The 15,981-nt window shown below is 68.9% G+C and carries 14 protein-coding genes and 1 pseudogene; 5 read left to right on the forward strand and 10 right to left on the reverse strand.

Annotated features, from left to right (window positions below):
- Nucleotides 1-299, forward strand: a pseudogene (locus TF1_RS05475) (cation-translocating P-type ATPase); the annotation flags it as partial.
- Between the two features lie 14 nt (nt 300-313).
- On the opposite strand, the gene TF1_RS05480 reads toward TF1_RS05475, so the two are convergent.
- The 4 genes from TF1_RS05480 to TF1_RS05495 all read right to left on the reverse strand — a co-directional run bounded on the left by TF1_RS05480 (nt 314) and on the right by TF1_RS05495 (nt 3,310).
- Complete coding sequence (locus TF1_RS05480) at nt 314-1,063, reverse strand: SCO1664 family protein (RefSeq protein WP_061783709.1); 750 nt, start codon at nt 1,061-1,063, stop codon at nt 314-316.
- A gap of 27 nt (nt 1,064-1,090) precedes the next feature.
- On the reverse strand, nt 1,091-1,657 hold the full coding sequence (locus tag TF1_RS05485) for a DUF3090 domain-containing protein (protein WP_011292260.1): 567 nt from the start codon (nt 1,655-1,657) through the stop codon (nt 1,091-1,093).
- A gap of 62 nt (nt 1,658-1,719) precedes the next feature.
- Nucleotides 1,720-2,421, reverse strand: a complete 702-nt coding sequence (locus tag TF1_RS05490; protein ID WP_011292261.1) for a histidine phosphatase family protein — start codon at nt 2,419-2,421, stop codon at nt 1,720-1,722.
- Between the two features lie 10 nt (nt 2,422-2,431).
- Entirely contained in the window at nt 2,432-3,310 is an 879-nt protein-coding gene (locus TF1_RS05495; protein WP_011292262.1) for an undecaprenyl-diphosphate phosphatase, read from the reverse strand.
- A 161-nt stretch (nt 3,311-3,471) separates the two neighbouring features.
- Here TF1_RS05495 and TF1_RS05500 point away from each other — a divergent pair, with 161 nt between their 5' ends.
- Both TF1_RS05500 and TF1_RS05505 read left to right on the forward strand, forming a co-directional pair.
- Entirely contained in the window at nt 3,472-4,428 is a 957-nt protein-coding gene (locus TF1_RS05500; protein ID WP_011292263.1) for an aldo/keto reductase, read from the forward strand.
- 111 nt (nt 4,429-4,539) lie between these two features.
- Entirely contained in the window at nt 4,540-6,285 is a 1,746-nt protein-coding gene (locus tag TF1_RS05505; RefSeq protein WP_011292264.1) for an AAA family ATPase, read from the forward strand.
- A 74-nt stretch (nt 6,286-6,359) separates the two neighbouring features.
- Here TF1_RS05505 and TF1_RS05510 read toward each other — a convergent pair whose 3' ends face one another.
- From TF1_RS05510 to TF1_RS05535, 6 genes are all read right to left on the reverse strand, one after another.
- Nucleotides 6,360-7,112, reverse strand: coding sequence for an SDR family NAD(P)-dependent oxidoreductase (locus TF1_RS05510; protein ID WP_011292265.1), 753 nt, complete (start codon nt 7,110-7,112; stop codon nt 6,360-6,362).
- 74 nt (nt 7,113-7,186) lie between these two features.
- Nucleotides 7,187-7,951, reverse strand: coding sequence for an enoyl-ACP reductase FabI (gene fabI / locus TF1_RS05515; protein WP_011292266.1), 765 nt, complete (start codon nt 7,949-7,951; stop codon nt 7,187-7,189).
- A gap of 41 nt (nt 7,952-7,992) precedes the next feature.
- Nucleotides 7,993-8,697, reverse strand: coding sequence for a 3-oxoacyl-[acyl-carrier-protein] reductase (fabG, locus tag TF1_RS05520; protein ID WP_011292267.1), 705 nt, complete (start codon nt 8,695-8,697; stop codon nt 7,993-7,995).
- A gap of 172 nt (nt 8,698-8,869) precedes the next feature.
- Nucleotides 8,870-9,889 (reverse strand): phosphotransferase family protein, encoded by a 1,020-nt coding sequence (locus tag TF1_RS05525; RefSeq protein ID WP_011292268.1) that lies wholly within the window; start codon nt 9,887-9,889, stop codon nt 8,870-8,872.
- A gap of 609 nt (nt 9,890-10,498) precedes the next feature.
- Nucleotides 10,499-11,146, reverse strand: a complete 648-nt coding sequence (locus TF1_RS05530; RefSeq protein WP_011292269.1) for a response regulator — start codon at nt 11,144-11,146, stop codon at nt 10,499-10,501.
- Nucleotides 11,143-12,393 carry a sensor histidine kinase gene (locus TF1_RS05535; protein ID WP_011292270.1) on the reverse strand — a complete coding sequence of 417 codons (1,251 nt, stop codon included), beginning with the start codon at nt 12,391-12,393 and terminating at the stop codon, nt 11,143-11,145. The genes TF1_RS05530 and TF1_RS05535 overlap by 4 nt, the downstream gene beginning before the upstream one ends.
- A 231-nt stretch (nt 12,394-12,624) precedes the next feature.
- Between TF1_RS05535 and TF1_RS05540 the strand changes: the two genes are divergently transcribed.
- Nucleotides 12,625-13,383, forward strand: coding sequence for an ABC transporter ATP-binding protein (locus TF1_RS05540; protein ID WP_011292271.1), 759 nt, complete (start codon nt 12,625-12,627; stop codon nt 13,381-13,383).
- 3 nt (nt 13,384-13,386) lie between these two features.
- On the forward strand, nt 13,387-15,912 hold the full coding sequence (locus TF1_RS05545) for an ABC transporter permease (RefSeq protein WP_011292272.1): 2,526 nt from the start codon (nt 13,387-13,389) through the stop codon (nt 15,910-15,912).
- Nucleotides 15,913-15,981 lie beyond the last annotated feature (69 nt).

Raw genomic sequence — 15,981 nt, forward strand, 5'->3', positions numbered from 1 at the left:
CGCTGGCCGACCGTACGGCGGTACTGATCACGCTGTGTGCCACCACGCTGTGGGTGCTGCTGCTCGTGGCCCGCCCTTATGTGTGGTGGAAGGCGGTGCTGGTCGCTGCCATGGTGGGGCTGCTGCTGGCAGCGCTGCTCACCCCCGTGGGGCAGGCGTTCTTCGCGTTGGATATGAGCGACCCCGCTGCGGTGGGCACCGCGTTGGCGGTGGCGGGGGTAGCGGCCGCGATCATCACCGTGATCCGCGTCGTGGACGCCCGGTGGCTCTCCCGGGAACGGGACACCCGGGATTCCTGAGCGTGCGGTCGGGATCAGATCGGCGGCCAGGGCAGCGCAGGCCAGTCCTCGGGAGGGTAGGGGTGGATGCGGTGCTCGCAGAGCACTTCGACGCGGCGCAGTGTCGCATACCGTTCCTGCGGGGTCAGGTGGCGGGCGAGGACACGGGCCACGTCGCTGCCCGGGTCCTGGAGCATCGCCCGAAGCGCGTCAAGCCGTACCACGGCCGGTTCGGGCAGCGGCTGACCCGCCCACTGCCACAGCACGGTGCGCAGCTTGTACTCCGCGGAGAACGACACTCCGTGATCACAGCCGTAGAGGTGGCCGTCCGGGGTGGGCAGCAGGTGGCCGATCTTCCGGTCAGAGTTGTTGATGACCGCGTCGAAGACCGCCATCAGCCGCAGTTGGGGGTTGGTGCTGTCCCGGGCGAGCGCGACCAGGTCCACGCTGGTGTCCGCAGCGATCCACAACTGCACCATGCCGGGGCCGTGCGGGGCGTCCTCCCGGTAGACGGTGGGCGGGACGAGGTTCCAGCCCAATGCTTGGGACACCGCGTGCGCGGAGACCTCGCGTCCAGCGAGTGTGCCGTCCGGGAAGTCCCACAGCGGCCGCTCCCCCGCCACCGGTTTGTACACGCACGCCGCTGTCCGGCTACCGTCGGTCACCTCGCAGTACAGGGTGGTGTTGGAGGCTCCGGTAAGCCTGCCCAGCACGGTGAGACGCCCGTAGCGCAGCAGAGTGAGGTCCTCGTCGTCGGTGGGGCGGCCGTGCGGTGCCGCGGTCATGGAACTCCGTTTCGAGGGGACAACCAGCTACATGATGTGCACGGGACGGTAGCCATTCTGGCGCGGGCAGATGTGCCCGCCGGGGTCGAGGGGGTTGCCGCACAAGGGGCAGTTGGGGCGGCCCGCTGCGACCACGCGCCGCGCACGCTCCGCAAAAGCCCGGGCTTCCGCGGGGGTGAGGTGGACGCGCAGAACATCGTAGGGCACGTCGTCGGCGAACGCTTGTACTCGGGGGGATTCCCCGCTTTCGTCGGGTCCACGGAGCTGCTGGGCTTCCACGATGACCCGGCGGGTCTGCGCGTCCCAGGCGAGGGCCAGGGTGCCGACCCGGAACTCTTCCTCGATGGGGCGTTGCAGCGGGTCGTTGTCGCTTTCCGCAACCTCGTGCAGGTCGGGTGCGTCCCCGAACCGCCGGCGCACCTCCTCCAGGAGTTCCCCAACGCGTTCCGCCAGCGCAGCCACCTGTGCTTTTTCCAAGACGACGCTGGTGATACGACCGCCTTCCACCGCTTGGAGAAAGAAGGTGCGTTCCCCGGGCGGACCGACGGTGCCGACGACGAACCGGTCCGGGGAGTCGTACTGGTATAGGGGCATCGACGGGGACTCCGTGGATGGGTCTGGGTTTGTGCTTGGTGGGCTTGACTCTTCCTTTTCTATCAGGCTTCTCCTGCCCCGCCACCGACGACGGCGTCCCCCGTGGCGTCCTCGGGGGGCCGCAGCCCTGCCGTGCCGCCTCCCACGTCGTTGATCCGGAGCACGAACGGGCGCAGCCTGGTGTAGCGGACCGCGCTCAGCGAGCACGGGTCGATCTGGATGCGCTGGAACTGGTCGAGGTGCAGGCCGAGCGCGTCAGCCAGAATCGCTTTGATCACATCCCCGTGGCTGCACACCAGGTAGACGGGCGTGTCGTGCTGGGCGAGCAGCCGCGTGTTGTAGTCGTGCACGGCCGAGACCGCGCGGTGCGCGGTCTCGGCGAGGCTTTCTCCTCCGGGGAAGCGCGCGGCACTGGGGTAGGCCTGGACGACCGGCCACAGGTCGTCCTTGGCAAGCTCGGTGAGGGGGCGTCCGGTCCACTCTCCGTAGCGACACTCTCCGAACCGCTCGTCCACGGTGACGGGCACGCCGACCGTGTCGGCGACCGCTTGTGCGGTTTCCACGCAGCGTTCCAGCGGGCTGCTGACAATGGCGTCCACGCGGAGGGACGCCAGCCGCTGCGCGAGCGCCGCTGCCTGGGCCCGGCCCCGCTCGTCCAAGTGGATGCCGGGCGTCCATCCTGCCAGTGTCTTCCCGGTGGCCGCGGTCAGACCGTGCCGCACCAGCAGGAGGGTCACGGCCGCGGTCCTGGATGAGTTCGCCATGCCCCGTACCCTAGTGAGTCGCTTCGGCTGCGGTCACCGAAGCCGCGCTGCCTTCGAACTCCGCTCCGGATTCGGGGGTCAGCACGCCGAAGCTGACCAGGGCGAGGATGAGGATGCCCAAGGCGATCCGGTAGTAGACGAACGGCATGAAGCTGTTGGTGGAGATGAACCGCATGAACCAGGCGATCACCGCGTAGCCGACAGCGAACGCCACCAGGGTGCCGACGATCGTGGCGCCCACGCCCGCGTACTCGTTGCCGCCGATGTCCTTGAGCTTGTAGAGCCCGGACGCGAACACGGCGGGCATGGCGAGCAGGAAGGCGTAGCGGGCGGCGGCTTCCCGTTTGAAACCCATGAGCATGCCACCGGTGACAGTGGCACCGGACCGGGAGACGCCGGGGATCAGCGCGAGCATCTGGAACAGCCCGTAGATGAGGCCGCGCTGGGCGTTGAGGTCGGTCAGTTCCCGGTGCTTGCGGGAGTAGCGGTCCACCATCCCCAGCAGGACGCCGAAGACGATCAGGGTGAGCGCGGTCAGCCGCAGGTCCCGGAAGGGCGCGCTGATCTGCTCTTCGAACAGCAGGCCCGCCACCCCGATGGGGATGCTGCCGATGATGACGTACCAGCCCATGCGCGCATCGATGTGTCGGCGCAGCTCCTTGTTGCCCAGGGAACGGAACCACGTCGCCAGGATGTTCCCCACGTCTTTGCGGAAGTAGATCAGCACGGCGAGCTCGGTGCCGATCTGGCTGACCGCGGTGAACGCCGCGCCGGGGTCTGGCCAGCCGGAGAAGGCCGCGACGATACGCAGGTGGCCGCTGGAGGAGATCGGCAGGAACTCGGTTAATCCTTGGACCAGCCCAAGGATGATGGCCTCGATGATGGACACGGCGGATTCGGCTCCTGGTCACAGAAGGGCGACATGATGGGGGGCGTGATGAGGACCGCACCGCGCAGTGCGGAAAGACCCGGGAAGCTTAGCGCGCACCGGGCGTCCACGTGTGGAAGAGCGGTATCGCTCGACTGTCGTGAGACGGTACTCTCCGCGCCATGGAACAGCGACATCTGGGCAGATCGGGCCTGTGGGTCTCCACCATCGCCCTAGGCACGATGACCTGGGGCGAGGATACCGAGGAGGGTGAGGCGGCCGACCTGCTCGCGACGTTTGTGGACGCGGGCGGCACACTCATCGACACCGCCGACATCTACCAAGGCGGGCAGGGAGAACGCATCCTCGGACGGTTGCTGCCCACCGTGGTTCGTCGGGACGACGTGATCATAGCGACCAAAGCGGGGCACTGTCTGGATCGTCGGCGTCCCAGCAACACTTCGCGGCGGCATCTGCTGGCCGCTTTGGAAGCGTCCCTGCGGCGGTTGCAGACCGATTACGTGGACTTATGGCAGCTCCATGTGTACGACCCCACCACGCCGCTGGAGGAAACTCTCGCAGCGGTGGACTCCGCGGTGGCGTCCGGGAAGGCGCGCTATGTGGGGGTGGGGCAGGTGACAGGCTGGCAGTTGGCGCGCTACGCCACCTGGCAGCAGGCGACGCTGGCGTCAGGCAGTTCCCCGATCGTGGCGGTGGGCACCGAGTATTCGCTGCTGAACCGGGAATGCGAGCGGGAGCTGCTGCCGGCCGCCAGAGCCTGCGGAGTGGGAATTCTCGCATGGTCGCCGCTGGGGCGCGGTGTGTTGACCGGCAAGTACCGTACCGGGGTGCCCCGCGATTCGCGGGGCGCGAGCGCGCACATGGCGTCGTTTGTGGAACCCTACTTGGATGAGCAGGGCCGCCGTATCGTGGAGTCGGTGTACACGGCCGCGCAAGGACTGGGCGTGCCCCCGTTGGGGGTGGCGTTGCGTTGGGTGCTCAGCCAGCCGGGGGTGGCTGCGGCGTGCGTGGGGCCGCGCACGGTCGCCCAGTTGTCGGAGATCCTGGCCGCGGAGAACGTGGTGCTGCCCCGGGAGATCAGCGAGGCGCTCGCTGACGCGTCGGCTGCCGCGGTGTGACCGCGGGCCGCGGCTTTGGTTGCGGCGCCGTGAAGCGGAGCGCGCGCCCCACTAAGCTCACGGGGGTGGCTTTCCGCCCGTGTCCGGTCTGAGCCTGTGAGGTTCCCTACCGTGGTCGATCCCTCCCCTGCTGTCCTGGACGATGCTGTTGCGCGGACGCGTGAGGCGCTCACCCGCATGGGGGCGCCTGACCGGCTGGCGGCCCCGCTGGTGGCCGTGCTCGGCCCGGACGCTGCCGCGCGGCTCACCGCTGACCCGTGGCAGTTGCTGGAACTCTCGTCGGTCACCCCTCGCCAAGCGGATTTCTGTGCGCGCACGCTGCTCGGCGCCGCGGCCCGTCCCGACGATCCGCGGCGGGTGCGTGCCCTCGTGGTCCGCCTGGTGCGGCGCGCTGCCCGGGAAGGGCATACCGCGGTCGAGTACGCCCGGGTCGCGCGGGCGCTGCGCAGCCTGGGGGTGACGGCGCCGGACGCGGCAGGGCAGGCGGCCGCTGAGGACGACCGGGTGCGACTCATCGAGGACATGCCGGAGGAGGGGGACGACAGCGAGTTCGACGGTGACCTGCCGGAGCCTCCCGCCCCCGACCGGTTCCTCGCGTTGGCGTCCCTGGGGGAAGCCGAACAGCGGCTGGCCCGGGAGCTGGTCCGGTTGACCGCGAGCGAGCCGATCATGGACTCGGCGACCGCGGCGGAGACCGTGCAAGCGGCGGCGGAGAAGGCAGGCCACGACCCCGCACCCGAGCTGGTGGCCGCCCTAGTCACGGTGGCGTTGCGCGGCGTCACTGTGGTGGTGGCCGGGCCTGCGGCGCAGGAGGCGCGGCTGGCGACGATCCGCTATGCCGCGGCGATCGCCGTGGAGAGCCAGACAGGGATGGCACTGCTTACCCCCCAGGCGAGCGGGGCGGCCGCTCTCAACCGGGTGTTGGCCGAGGAAGGGATACGGGCGCGCACGGTGGCCGCGGCCTTGGACGATCACGCTCTTGCCGAGTGCGGCCTGGTCGTGGTCGACCGGGCCACGGCACTGGACACGGAGACGTTCGCGGCTCTGGCTGCGGCCTGCCCCGGGCACGCGCACTTGGTGCTTCTGGCTGATCCCGCACAGCTGCCTTCGGCGGGGCCCGGGCAGGTGGTGGCCGATCTGATCGCTTCGCGGACTGTGGCGGTGGCTGCCCTGCCGGACGATGCCCGGCCGACGGCGCAGGCGGCGCTGGCCGCTGAGGTCGGCGCGGGTCGGCTGCCGGAGCGGGTGGATGCTCCCGGGCACGAGGTGGTGGTCGTGCCAACCGGGTCGGCGGAGGAGGCCGTGCACCGCACCCTGCAGCTGGTGACGGATTCCATTCCCCGCACGTTCGGTGTAGACCTCGCCCAGGTGCAGGTGGTCACGGCGGCTCCCGACGGTCCGGCCGGTGCTGCCGAGCTCAACGCGGTGTGCAAGGCCCGGTTCAACCCTGGTCCGGGTCTGGTGGGGGGCCTGGATGTGGGCGACCGGGTGCTGTTGGCGGGCCGCGGCCACGGATATGCGCCCGGGGACACGGGTGTGCTGCGCGGGCAGAGCGGGGCCAGCAGCATCGTCGAGCTGGCTGACGGCTCCACGGTCACGGTGACCCAGGCGGCCCATCTGCGCCCGGGGTGGGTGGTGCCGCTGGCGGCCGCACTGGGTGGCACGTGGCCTGCCGTGGTCGTGGTGTTCACCCCGGATGCGGCGCTGTCGCGTCCAGCGGTGCGCACCGCGCTGGCTTTGGGGGAACGGCACGTGTCGATCGTCAACGCGGCCGGGGACGCGCTTGCGAAGGCGGTGCGCGGTGTTCCTGACGTCTCCCGGGCAACCCGGCTGGTGCGGCTCCTCCGCGAGGGGTGAGGCTGTGGGGACTTCCGGGCGCTTGAGGACGCTTCGGGCGTCTGGAGTTGAACCGGTGCAGGCCGCTGGCCGGTTTAGAGGCGGTCCAGGAAACCGCCGTCGACCACCAGGTTGGCGCCGGTGATGAAGCTCGCGGCCGGGCTGGCGAGGAACGCGACCGCCCGGGCGACTTCCTCGGGGCGGCCGAGCCGACCGAACGGGATGCGGGCCCGCACACTCGCGTAGTAGTCGGGGTCGGTGTCCCGCCGCCGGGCCCAGCTGCCGCCTTCGAACTCGATGGGGCCGGGAGAGACGATGTTGACCCGCACGCCCCGGGGTGCCAGCGCCCGGGCCAAGGCGGTGGCGTGGTGGTTGAGGGCTGCTTTGACCGCGCCGTAGGGCTTGGGACCGGACGGTGCGGTGACGTGCAGCGCAGAAGTGCTGGAGATGAGGATGACTGCGCCGCCGCGTTGGGAGGAGGCGAGGTGTTCTTGTGCTTGGTCGGTGAGGACCGTGAACGGCAGGATGTCGGTGCGCAGGGCTCCTTCCCATCCCACGGCGCCGCCGCCGGAGACGTTGGAGACGACCACGTCGAGGCCGCCGAGTTCGGCTGCTGCCTCGTCGACGAACGCGCGCAGCGCCGGGGCGTCGGCGACGTCCACTTCCCGGGCCATGACGATCGCGCCGGTCTCGCGCAACTGTCGTGCCGCGACTTCCAGCGGTGCCCGGGTGCGGGCGCAGATCGCCAGGTTGGCGCCTTCTTCAGCGAAGACTTGGGCGATCGCCCGGCCGATCCCCCGGCTTGCTCCGGTGACCAGCACCGCGGCACCACGCAGTCCCAGCTCCATGCCCGTCTCCTCTCGTCCGTGCCCGTACGTCGGCTCCCGGGACGCGACTACCCGGGAGCCGACCGTTCACCGGATCATGCGCCGGTGGAGTGGAATCCTCCGTCGACGTGCACGATCTCCCCGGTTGTGGCGGGGAACCAGTCCGACAGCAGGGCCACGACCGCGCGGGCCGCGGGTTCCGGGTCGGTGATGTCCCAGCCCAGCGGGGCGCGCTTCGGCCATTCCGCGGCGAGCTCCTCGAAGCCGGGGATGCTGCGGGCTGCCATGGTGTTCAGCGGCCCGGCCGAGACCAGGTTGACCCGGATCTTCTGCTCACCGAGGTAGCGGGCAAGGTAGCGGGCGGTGGAGGCCAGTCCGGCCTTGGCCACGCCCATCCAGTCGTAGATGGGGTAGGAGACGCTGTTGTCGAAGTCCAGCGCCACCACCGAGCCGCCGTTCTTCATCAGCGGCAGCAGCGCGGTCGTGAGGGATTTGAGGGAGAACGTGGACGTGTGGAGCGCGGTAGCGACGTGCTCCCAGCGGGTGTTGAGGAAGTTGCCGCCGAGCGCCTCCTGCGGGGTGTAGCCGATGGAGTGGACGATGCCGTCGAGCCCGTCGACGTGCTCGGCGACCCGGTCGGCGAGGGTGTCGAGGTGCTCGTCGTTGGTGACGTCCAGTTCGAGAACCGGCGGGGGTTCGGGCAGCCGCTTAGCGATCCGCTCCACGAGAGTGAGCCGACCGTATCCCGTGAGGACCACGGTGGCCCCCTGCTCCTGGCACAGCCGTGCCACGTGGAAGGCGATGGAGGAGTCGGTCAGGACGCCTGTGACCAGGATGCGTTTGCCTTCGAGAATTCCCATGCGTTGTCTCGTTCCTTGACGGGTGGCTGGTGTGGACAGAGTCAGTGGCCCATGCCGAGGCCGCCGTCGACGGGGATGACCGCACCCGTGATGTAGCCGGCGTCCTCGCTGGCGAGGAACCGCACGGCTTTCGCCACGTCGGCGGTGGTGCCGTACCGGCCCAGCGGCACGTTCTTCTTGATCTCCTCCTGGCGTTTCTCGGGCAGCGCCGCGGTCATGTCGGTCTCGATGTAGCCGGGGGCGACCACGTTGACGGTGATGTTGCGGGACCCGAGTTCCCGGGCGAGCGAGCGGGCGAAGCCCACGAGCCCGGCCTTGGATGCGGCGTAGTTCGCCTGTCCCGGCGACCCGGCCAGGCCGACCACGGAGGAGATGAGGATGATGCGGCCACTGCGTTTACGCATCATGCCGCGCACTGCGCGCTTGGCCACCCGGAACGCGCCGGTCAGGTTGGTGTCGAGCACCGCGTTGAAGTCTTCTTCGCTCATGAGGGCCAGCAACTGGTCCTTGTTGATGCCCGCGTTGGCGACCAGGACCTCGACCGGGCCGTGGGCCTCCTCCACCTGCTTGAAAGCGGCGTCCACCTGGGCGCTGTCGGTGATGTCGCATTGGACCCCGAACAGTCCTTCCGGGGGCTGCCCGGTGCGGTAGGTCACCGCGACGTCGTCGCCCGCTTCCTTGAGCTCCCTGGCGATGGCCAGACCGATTCCGCGGCTGCCACCGGTGACCAGAACCGAGCGAGACATGACGGCACCTCCGAAACCCTGCCAGGCAGAAACAACAGACGTGTGTGGAACGCACAGCAGAGTATCCACCTACCGCCGGGTAGCCCCAACCCGGTGCGCGGCGGACCGGGTTGGGCGGGGTGCAGCCGAGGAGTCGTGCCGCGGCTGCCCGGGGCCTGCTGCGCGGCGGGCCTCAGGCGGAGAGACGGGCGAGGCCGCCTTCGACGAGGACCGGCACGACCTGGCCGATGTATTCGAAGTTGCTGCCGACGGTCTTGCCTTGGACGTAGCGGTAGTGGATGCCTTCCAGGATGACGGCGAGTTTGAAGAACGCCAGGCCGGTGTACCAGTCGAGCCGGGAGATGTCGCGGCCGGAGCGTTCCGCGTAGCGGGCGATGAGCTCGTCGGTGGTGGGGAAGCCGGGGGCCCGGTGCACGTCGCTGGGCCCGGGGGTGGCGAGGATCTCGTCGCTGAAGTAGACGAGCATGAGCCCGAGGTCGGTGAGCGGGTCGCCGAGGGTGGACATCTCCCAGTCCAGGACGGCGGTGATCCGGTCGTCGGTGTCGACGAGCACGTTGTCCAGCCGGTAGTCGCCGTGCACGATGGCGGCTGCCCCCGACTCCGGCACGGTGTCGGCGAGGCGGGCACGCAGCTCGTCGATGCCGGGCAGGTCGCGGCTGCGGGAGGCGTCGAGTTGTTTGCCCCAGCGGCGGACCTGGCGTTCGAGGAAACCGTGCGGGCGGCCGAAGTCGGCGAGTCCGACGGCCGCGGGGTCCACCGAGTGCAGGGCGGCGAGGGTGTCGATCAGCCGCAGCGCGATGTCGCGGGTGCGGTGCGGACCTCTGCTGGCGAGCTGGTCTGCCCGGCGGAGCGGGGTGCCCGGCACGAACTCCATGATGTAGAAGCGGGCGCCGATGACGGAGGTGTCTTCGCAGAGCGCGACTACAGCGGGGACGGGAACGTCGGTGTCGGCGAGCGCAGAGATGACCCGGTATTCGCGGGCCATGTCGTGCGCGGTGGGCAGGACGTGGCCGAGCGGGGGGCGGCGCACAACCCACCGTGTGGTGCCGTCGGTGACGGAGTAGGTGAGGTTGGAGCGTCCCCCTTCGATGAGTTCCCCGGTCAACGGACCGGTGACCAGACCGGGCCGCACCTCGTCGAGGTAGGCGTGCAGCCGCTGCAAGTCCAGCCCAGGCGGGTTCTCCACACTCATCGCCACTCCTCTACCAATTGACCGACTGGCCGGTATCTCACTGGGCAACAGGAATATACCCTGAGCGCTCTTACCGGAGAGACCACGGGACTCCAGGAACATACCGTCCAGTCAGTCTGGTATTTTCGGGGTGGTGCGCGGAGCTGTTCCCACCAGGCTTCCTCCCCGCCGCCATCCAGCCGAGTCCCCCTTGCTGCGCCGCCCTCTCCGCGCCCCTGGACGCATTGTTTCCGCGGCTCACCCACCCCGTGCGGCTAGCACGGAAAAGCCAACCGCCGCCCTCGGTCACCCCGAGCACGAATCCACGCGAAAATCCCGCAACAATCGCGCTGAAATACTCCGCCGCTATCGGAAAGAAAAAGATTTCCGGCACGCGACACCGGGCCGGGATCTCCCATTCCGCGTAGCGGGAACCTCCAGGGAGCAATCCGCGTCTTCCCCGGAAAAGACCGGGACCCTCTCTTTGGCGCAGCGGGCCTTGAAAGAATCCGCCCGGTTTTCTTACGAGACGGGCCTTCCCGTTTCTTCGCAGTGTTTTAGCCGCTGCAGTGGACAGGGCTCATAAAGGCGGGACTCACGTCCCGCACGCACCGCTACCGGCCGCTGCCCTCACACCAGCCCGGCGTCGTGGGCGAGAATCGCGATCTGCACCCGGTTGTTCTTCTCCAGCTTGGTCAGAATACGGCTGACATGGGCTTTGACCGTGGCCTCGCGCATGCCGAGCTCTGCCGCGATCTCCGCGTTGGACAACCCGCGGGCCACACCGACCAGCACTGCGCGCTCCCGTTCGCTCAACACTTCCAACCGCCGGGCCGCCTCCGCGGCACTGTTCCCGCTAGGAGCCGCGAACCGCTCCAGCATGCGCTTGGTGACACTGGGCGCGAGCATCGCGTTACCCTCGTACACGGTGCGCACCGCAGTGATCAGGTCCCGCGGCGGAGTGTCCTTGAGCAGGAACCCCACGGCTTTGGCCCGCAACCCGCGGTGCACGTACTCGTCCAAGTCGAACGTGGTGAGCAGCACCACTTTGGGCGCGTTGGGGAGTTCCGCGAGATGCGCGGCAGCGGTCAGCCCGTCCATGCCCGGCATGCGGATGTCCAGCAGCACCACATCGGGCTGCAACTTCCGCGCCAAGGCCACGGCCTCGGCACCGTCCGCGGCCTCCCCCACGACCTCCAGGTCAGGCGCGGACTCCAGGATCATCCGCAGTCCGGAACGTACCAGTTGCTCGTCGTCGACCACGAGAACCGAGATCACGAGATCTCCTCTGCAGGACGGGGAGTTTCGGTGGGAGCCGCGGGGATGATAGCGCGCACCCACCACCCGCCGTCTGCAAGTGGACCCGCCACAAAAGTTCCCCCGACGAGAGCCAGCCGCTCCCGCAGGCCGATCAGGCCGTACCCGCTGTCAGGCACGGGATTGGCGACCTTCACCGTGGCAGGGCCGTTGACAACGGTAACGGTCAGCGCGGTCCTGCCGTAGTCGATCCGGACGTCGATCTCCGCCCCCGGGGCGTGCTTGACCGCATTGGTGAGCGCTTCCTGCACCACCCGGTATGCGGTGCGTTCCACTTGGGCGTTCAACGGGCGCGGAGTTCCCGTCGTGGTGAGGTCGACGTTGGCCCCGGCAGCGCACGCGGCGTCGATCAGGCTGCCCACATCGTCCAAAACCGGCTGGGGGGCGGTAGGCGCCGCCTCCCCGTTCCGCAGCACGCCGAGGATCTCCCGGAGTTCGCTGAGCGCTTCCCGGCCGGTCGTGCGGATCAGTTCCGCGATCTCAGCGGTACGCTCATCCGGCGCGGAGACTTCCAGACCGCCCGCGTGCAGCACCATGAGGCTCACCCGGTGGGCGACGACGTCGTGCATCTCCCGGGCGATCCGGGTGCGTTCCGCAGCGATCGCGGTCTCCGCGCGCAGATGCTGCTCCCGTTCCAACCGTTCGGCGCGCTCCCGCAAGTTCTCCACGAGCTGCCGGCGCGTCCCCACCCACATACCGAAAAAGAGAGGGAGCAGGATGAACGTGACTCCCAGCGGGATGATGAGGAACGGCTCCCACATGGTGTAGACGAACGCCAGCGCCGCGCTGTGGGCGGCCGCCCACAGCGCGAGCGGGCGCCACCGGTTGGTGAACCACGCCGCATAGCTGTACAGCGCGACAGGCGCTGCCCAGACGTTCCCGAACAGCACGATCAGCAGCAGGCTCGACGCCAGCAGCAGTTCGGGGCGGCGGCGGCGGACCAGGATGGCTGCTGCGACCAGGCAGGGGATGACCAGGATGAGCTGGGCACCCACGAGCATCGCGGCGACCGGGGAGACCTCATAGAGCTGGCTCGGCAGGTAACCCAGACCCCACTCCCCGCGTTCGCTAGCGACGACGGAGATAGCCATCCCCCCGACGATCAGAGGGAAGAAAAATATCGCGTAGCCGACATCGGCCAGCGTGAAGCGGTGCTGCTTGCCCCACTGCCACGCCGCGTACACCCGTTCGCCCCACCGCCGTGTCATACCTGAGAGTCTAAAAGCCTGGTTAACAGGGCTTCTTCCCCCTGAAGACGGGATTCCCGGATCGACGAAAGTTGGTGGTGCCGTTCTTCGAAAGTCGGTTTCCCGCCGTTTCTCCCCTTTCTTTCGGGGACGCAGGAATCGCCTGCGCGGCGGAGATTCTCGGGGAGTGCGCGGATTTAGCGTCGAGGTATCTGACGTTGTTCTGTTCCATCTCGACGAGGGAGAACCACCGTGCCTACACCCCCCGCACCTTCGGGGACCGCGGAGCCCCACGCTGTTGTCGTCCAAGGACTGACCAAGGTCTATCCGACCGGGGGAGAACCGGTCCGTGCCTTGGACGGGGTGGACGTGTCCTTCGCACGAGGCGCGTTCACCGCGATCATGGGGCCCTCCGGTTCCGGGAAATCCACGCTCATGCACTGCATGGCCGGGCTGGACACGCCCACGTCCGGTTCGGTGCGCCTCGGGGCAACGGAACTGACCGCTTTGAGCGACAAGCAGCTGACGCTGCTGCGGCGCGACCGGATCGGTTTCGTCTTCCAGTCGTTCAACCTGCTGCCGATGCTCACTGCGCGGCAGAACATCCTGCTCCCCTCCCAGATCTCCAAGCGCAAAGTCGACCCGGAGCGGTTCCGCCACATCGTGGAGGTCACCGGCCTCGCCGACCGGTTGGAGCACCTGCCCGCCAAACTGTCGGGCGGCCAGCAGCAGCGGGTGGCGGTGGCCCGGGCCCTCGTGGGCTCCCCTGAAGTGCTCTACGCCGACGAGCCCACCGGCAACCTCGACTCCCGTTCCGGCGCGGAAGTGCTGTCCTTCCTCCGCGACTCGGTCCGCGAACTAGGGCAGACCATCGTGATGGTCACCCACGACCCGATCGCCGCCTCCTACGCCGACCGGGTGGTGTTCCTGCGGGACGGCCGGGTGGTCGACGACGTCACCCACCCCACCCCGCAGCTCATCCTCGACCGGCTCGCTGGACTGGAGGGCTGACCCGTGCTGCGCACTACACTGGCTGGGCTGCGTTTCGCGTGGCGGCGGCTGATAGCCACCTCTCTCGCCATCATCCTGGGTGTCGTCTTCGTCACCGGCACCCTCGTCTTCGGCGACTCCCTGCACCGCAGTTTCACGGTGCAGGCAATGGGCTCCATGGACCGGGTCGACGTCATCGCCCTCGCCACGGGAACTTCGGCCGACGAAGACGAGCCACCGCTGCTGGACGAGTCGGCGTTGCGCCGCGTCCGCGAGCTTCCCGAAGTCGCTGCAGCTACGGGAGCCGTCATCGGATCCGCGCCGCTGCTGGACGAGCAAGGGCGCGCCCTGGGCACGGTTCCCACGGTGGGCATCTCTGTGGGGGGCGACGTCCCGCGTTACGACGCGGTTGAAGGACGCCTCCCCAGCACCGCAAACGAAGTGGCGCTCGCCACAGCCACCGCGGCGAGCAGCGGTTTCGAGGTAGGCGACACGGTCACCGTGCTCGACCCGGAAGGCACCAAACACGACTTCACAGTGACCGGGGTGATCGACTTCGGACCGGAGACCTCGATCAGCTACCGGGGCGCGGTCGCCTTCACCCTCGACACCGCCCAGCGGATGACCGGAGTTACTGGATACCGGGAGATCTACGTGCGTGCCGCCGAAGGGGTGCCCGCGGATCAAGCGGAATCCGCGGTGGCCGACGCCCTAGGCGCGGACGCTGACGTGTACACCGGCCGCGAGTACGGGGAGAAACTGGCGAGCACAGCGGGAGTCCAGGCGAGAATCTTCACCACGGCACTGCTGCTGTTCGCGGCCGTTTCGGTGTTCGTTGCCGCGCTGGTGATCCACAACACGTTCACGATCCTGGTGGCCCAACGGCAGCGGGAACTGGCGCTGCTGCGCTGCGTGGGCGCCACCCGCGGCCAGGTCTTCCGCGCTGTCCTGGTGGAAGCGCTCGTGGTGGGGATGGCTGCCTCCGCGGTCGGGGTCGTCGCGGGGATCGGGCTCGGTTGGGGCGCATTCGCCCTCGGAGAGCGCTTCATCACCGATTCGACGACGTCGAGCCCGCTGGTCATCACCGCTGTCCCGATTGTGGTGGGCCTGCTCGTCGGGGTGCTGTCCAGTGTGGCATCCGCGCTGCACCCCGCGGTGCGCGCCACCCGCGTCCCCCCGCTGGCTGCCCTGCGGAGCAGTGCGCTGACCGAGGAGCAGAACCGGCGTGTCGGCTGGCTGCGGGCCGTTACCGGCTCGCTGTTCCTCCTCGGCTCGGCAGCGCTGCTGACGGTGGCGCTGCGCTTGGAGCCGAACCAGATCGCCATGATCCTGGTGGTGGCCTCAGGCCTGGTGTGCTTCGTCGGCGTGGCAGTGTGGGCGCCGTTGATCGTGCGTGGTGTTATCACCGTCCTGGGCTGGCTGGTACGGCGTTTCGGGGTGCCTGCGTCGCTAGCCGTAGACAATGCGCTGCGGGCGCCGCGGAGGGCAGCGGCCGCGATGATCGCGTTGACGGTCGGCACCACCCTGATCACCGGCTACTCGGTGGTCAACGCTTCGATGCTCGACACGCTGGAGACCCGCCTCGATGAGCAGTTCCCCGTCGACTACATGATGGTCACCCAGCTCGACCCGGACCAGGCAGGCCAGTACCAGGAGCTGCCCGCTGAAGTCGTGGCGGAGCTGCGGTCCTCTCCGGCGATCTCCACCGTGGTCACCCAGCGCACCGAACAGGACGACAACAACACGCCGGTGACGGCCTTCCCGCACGCGAAGCTCGGCACGGACATCGGGGAAGCACAGGAAGGGGACCTGGCTGACGTGGTCCCGGGAACGGCTGCGATCTCGGAGAACCTCGCCCAGAAGCACGAGGTCGGCATCGGGGACTCGCTGTCCTTGCACACCGAGCACGGCGACCTGTCCCCCACGGTGGTGGCCATCCTGCCTGCCGGCGGCGGAATTCTCGGTGTGCTCGTCTCCGTCGACGACTTCGAGCGGCTCTTCCCGGACGTGCCGGACTCCCAGGCCTACATCACGGCTGCCGCGGACGCCTCCCCCAAGGAAGTGACCGACGCGGTCAACGCGGCGATCGCTGACTACCCGCAAGTGCAGGTCGCCAACGTCTCCCAGATGAAGCTGGAGTTCGAAGAACTCCTCAACTCCGTGTTCCTCGTCATCCTCGCCTTGCTGGGGCTGGCGGTCATCATCGCGGTGTTCGGGGTCGCCAACACGCTGGCGCTGTCCGTGCTGGAGCGGAGCCGCGAGTCGGCGCTGCTGCGCGCGCTGGGGCTGACTCGGCCGCAGTTGCGTCGCATGCTCGCCGTGGAGGCAGTGCTGCTCTCCGTGACGGGCGGTGCGCTGGGGATCGCCCTGGGCCTGCTGTTCGGGTGGGCCGCGGGGAAAGTCACCCTCATGGGCTTGATCTTCACGGTCCCTGTCGCGGAGATCGCTGGCCTGGTGGCGGTGGCGGTCGTGGCTGGCCTGCTTGCCGCGGTGCTTCCCGCGCACCGCGCCTCCCGGGTCTCGGTCACCGAGCAGTTGGCTGCCCAGTAGCCGCTGTCGTGGGCGTGCCCCGGCGCCCTGCCAGGGTGCCGGGGCGCCGCGCTGCTGTCCTGCGGTGGC

Source organism: Thermobifida fusca NBRC 14071 = JCM 3263 (assembly GCF_001592045.1).
GTDB classification, from domain to species: domain Bacteria; phylum Actinomycetota; class Actinomycetes; order Streptosporangiales; family Streptosporangiaceae; genus Thermobifida; species Thermobifida fusca.